General features: G+C 37.4%; 5 protein-coding genes. 3 read left to right on the top strand and 2 right to left on the bottom strand.

The genetic code is table 11. The features are described from left to right. The first annotated feature begins 43 nt into the window (after window positions 1–43). Window positions 44–544, top strand: a complete 501-nt coding sequence (locus V7149_RS16285) for a DoxX family membrane protein (protein ID WP_335346658.1) — start codon at window positions 44–46, stop codon at window positions 542–544. 30 nt (window positions 545–574) lie between these two features. On the opposite strand, the gene V7149_RS16280 is transcribed toward V7149_RS16285, so the two are convergent. After that, the gene (locus V7149_RS16280; RefSeq protein WP_335346657.1) at window positions 575–973 is read right to left on the bottom strand and encodes a hypothetical protein; all 399 of its coding nucleotides are present in this window, start codon (window positions 971–973) and stop codon (window positions 575–577) included. A gap of 259 nt (window positions 974–1,232) precedes the next feature. Between V7149_RS16280 and V7149_RS16275 the strand changes: the two genes are divergently transcribed. Together V7149_RS16275 and bioB are read left to right on the top strand one after the other, a co-directional pair. Next, on the top strand, window positions 1,233–1,829 hold the full coding sequence (locus V7149_RS16275) for a biotin transporter BioY (protein WP_335346656.1): 597 nt from the start codon (window positions 1,233–1,235) through the stop codon (window positions 1,827–1,829). 24 nt (window positions 1,830–1,853) lie between these two features. Next, window positions 1,854–2,849, top strand: a complete 996-nt coding sequence (gene bioB / locus V7149_RS16270) for a biotin synthase BioB (RefSeq protein ID WP_335346655.1) — start codon at window positions 1,854–1,856, stop codon at window positions 2,847–2,849. 75 nt (window positions 2,850–2,924) lie between these two features. Here the strand turns inward: bioB and V7149_RS16265 are convergent. Then, window positions 2,925–3,909 (bottom strand): sensor histidine kinase (locus V7149_RS16265; protein ID WP_335346654.1); only part of this gene is annotated, 985 nt, incomplete at its 5' end.

Below are 3,909 nucleotides of genomic sequence, written 5' to 3'. Positions count from 1 at the left end.
CTACTATATCCCTGTATTCATCAAAAAGTTGGGAGAGATAAGTATGTTTGTTAATTGGCTAAGGGAAAATCAATTATCTTCAGGATTATTGACTATTATTCGGTTGTATCTTGGTTATTCTTGGCTCAAGGCGGGATATCATAAAGTAGCAGGCGGGTTTGATGCATCGGGATATTTACAAGGAGCAATCGCTAAAGCGACTGGGGAGAATCCAACAGTACAAGGATGGTGGGCTAGCTTTTTAGAAGGATTTGCCCTTCCAAATGCAGGTCTATTTAGCTTTTTAGTTGCATGGGGCGAACTATTAGTAGGGTTAGGTTTAATTCTTGGCTGCTTGACTACTGCTGCTGCATTTTTTGGAATCATAATGAACTTTGCCTTTATGTTTTCCGGAACAATCAGTACGAACCCGCAAATGATATTATTAACAATATTCATCTTAGTCGCTGGATACAATGCAAGTAAAATCGGTTTTGACCGTTTCATCATACCTTATATCAAACTGAAAACAAAAAGAAAAGATAACACCGCTGAAATATCTTAGGTTTATTTTTTAGGACTAGGCAAGCTACTCTTAGCTTGCCTTCCCCTGTTTTTCATCCTTTGTAAAGGTGACAAAGAAAAATAATAAGAAGCTAAGCAAAAGGATGGACCCACCAACAATATAGAAAATCGTGTTAACCGCACTTGGAAGAAATGCAGGTTTAAAAATATAGAGCGCCATCCCACCTGTTAATCCGATAGAACCGATAATAGCAGTATATACATGAAACTTTGCTAGGATCCCCATTTTCGGGGAAAATACTTTATAGTATACCGCCCATGCGAATAGTGTTAACCATCCAACAACAAGTATATGGGCATGTATCGGTCTAAAAGCATAATCCCCTGCTCCAGCCATATGTGAACCTAAAAAAGCGCCGATAAAGCCAAATAATGCAGATAATCGTAATAAAACCTTGCTATAATTCATCGTTTTCCTCTCCTATTTACGTTTTTTCCGTTTTCTTCTAATCAAAGCCTACTCTATAATATACATTGCTTCCTCTCTTTTTCCTATTTTAAGCTTCTAATATGAACAGAAGATGAACATCCGTTTACAAATCTAAAACTCACACTATTAAAGTCTCTTAATATTAATATGTTAACTAAAAATAAAATAGGTTGACATATACTTAGGTTAGCCATTATCCTTTATTTATATTTACTAACAATCTACGGAGGATAGGGAAATGAAAAAGAGATTAAGAACGATTGATTTAACGCTTGCTGGTATGTTTGTAGCTTTGATGTGTGTAGGAGCGAATATCACTACATTTGTTCCCTTTATGGTTATAGGCGGTGTACCAATTACGCTGCAAACATTTGTTGCCATTTTATCTGGAGCTATCTTAGGCAGCCGTCTAGGAGCAATTACAATGGCCGTTTATGCCTTTGTTGGTCTTGCAGGTGCGCCAGTATTTGCTAAATTTGGCGGTGGTATGTCTTCCTTAATTAGCCCGACCTTTGGCTTTATTCTCTCTTACATTCTTACAGCCTATGTAACAGGAAAAATCATTGAAATGAAAAAGACGATCCCAGTTTATATTACTGCCGCTTTAATTGGTATGGTTATTAATTATGTTATTGGTACAAACTGGATGTATTTTGCCTATAAGCTTTGGGCGGCTGCTCCAGATGGATTTACTTATAAAATGGCTTGGATGTGGATGGTTGTGCCATTGCCAAAGGATATTGTTCTCGCCATTTGTGCTGGAATCATGGCGAATCGACTTGAGCATAAGGTTTTTGCCCGCAGCCAATTTAGAAAAATTCAACGGGCTTCATAATCAAATTCAAAAGGAGGAGAATTAATGAGGAACTGGAGGAATCTTGCTGAACAAGTATTGGAAGGATATGAGCTTACAAATGAAGAAGCCGTTAGCATATTAAATTGCCCTGATGAAGAACTTCTAGATCTATTACAAAGCTCTTATAAAATCCGCCACCATTATTATGGAAATAAAGTAAAGCTTAATATGATCATAAATACAAAATCTGGGCTTTGCCCTGAAAACTGCGGCTACTGTTCACAATCAAGCGTATCAACTGCACCAATTGAAAAATATCGAATGATGGATAAAGATTCCATTGTTAAAGGTGCTGAACAAGCATTTAATATGAATGTTGGTACTTATTGCATTGTTGCCAGCGGAAGAGGTCCGAGCAATAAAGAAATTGATCAAGTTGTTTCCGCTGTTAAAGAAATTAAAGATAAATACAATCTTACGGTATGTGCATGTCTTGGATTGTTAAAGCCCGAACAGGCTTCCATGCTTAAAGAAGCCGGCGTTGACCGCTATAATCATAATATTAACACATCCGAAAATCACCACGAATCCATAACAACTTCCCATACATATGAAGACCGGGTAAACACCGTTGAATTAGTTAAAGAACACGGAATTTCTCCTTGCTCGGGTGTCATTATCGGGATGCGCGAAACTAAAGAAGATGTCGTGTCAATGGCCAGAAGCTTAAAAGCCCTTGATGCAGATTCCATCCCTGTTAACTTTCTTCATGCTATTGACGGAACTCCGCTTGAGGGAACGAAGGAATTAAATCCTAGATACTGTCTGAAAGTATTGTGTTTAATGCGATTTATTAATCCAACTAAGGAAATTCGCATTTCTGGCGGGCGTGAGGTTAATTTGAGAAGCCTTCAGCCTTTTGGACTATACCCGGCAAATTCTATTTTTGTTGGAGATTATTTAACAACTGCAGGACAGGAAGGTTCAGCGGATCATCAAATGTTAAAAGATCTCGGCTTTGAGATTGATTTTGTTTCAGAAAATGCTGCCACATGTTAATAAAAGAATTTTTGTAAAAAAATGACAAGGTGCTATAGCTTTCACAGCTCCACATAGCACCTTGCCAATAATTCTCTAACCCTTTGGTAATTTCACTGTAAAAACAGACCCCTCCCCTTTCTTGCTCTCCACTTTAATTTCGCCATCATGAATTTCCAAAATAGATTGAACGATTGAAAGCCCAAGCCCAGTTCCTTCAATAGTGCGAGTCCTTGATGTATCAGCACGATAAAAACGGTCATAAATCCTTTCAACCTCTTCTGAATGTAAGCCAATTCCATGATCTTTAAAGCTTATCACGATCCAGTCTGGCTGATCATTTAATGTAATGTTAATCTCACTGTCTTCTTCACTATATTTAATGGCATTCGTTAAGAGGTTTTCCCAAACGGAGTATAATAAGGTGTGATCCCCATGCAAATATGCATCAGGCAGTGAATAGCTAATCATCAATCCTTTTTCACTTAATATCCACTGGTACTGACGTATAACCGTCTTTAATTGTTCACTTAAATTAAAATCTTTTTTATCAAGCAAATCCTTTTGACTGTCAAGTGATGATAGCAACAGCAGCTGCTTAGTTAAATAGGATAGCCGATTCACTTCAGAATCAACTACATCAAAATATTCTTTATGCTGAGCTGTTGATTCAGCGCTCTTTAATAGTTTTAAATACCCTTTGATATTAGAGAGAGGTGACTGAATATCATGTGAAATGTTAGAAATAAACTCCTTGCGTGCGTCATTTACTTTTTCTAATTTGCCAGCCATCGTTTGAAAACTAGCAGCTAGATCCCCTATTTCATCCTGCCTATTAATATTCAGCTTAATGCCAAAATCCCCCTCTGCTATCAAGCTCGTTGCTGTATTCAATTTGGAAATAGGCTTTATTAAATACTTTGTACTGATTAATACTAATAGGATAGTAAACACAACCATCCCCACAACAAGCCATCCAAACATCCGATGCATTTCATTGAATAAGAGCTTTATATCTGGTCTAAGAAACAATGCGTATCTTTCGCCTTCATATATTAAGGGGACCCCAACTGTATTCGTA

The sequence above is a fragment of the Bacillus sp. JJ1503 genome, assembly GCF_036965125.1.
Classification (GTDB): Bacteria; Bacillota; Bacilli; order Bacillales; family Cytobacillaceae; genus Cytobacillus.
This window is presented reverse-complemented; position numbering and strand designations above follow the sequence as displayed.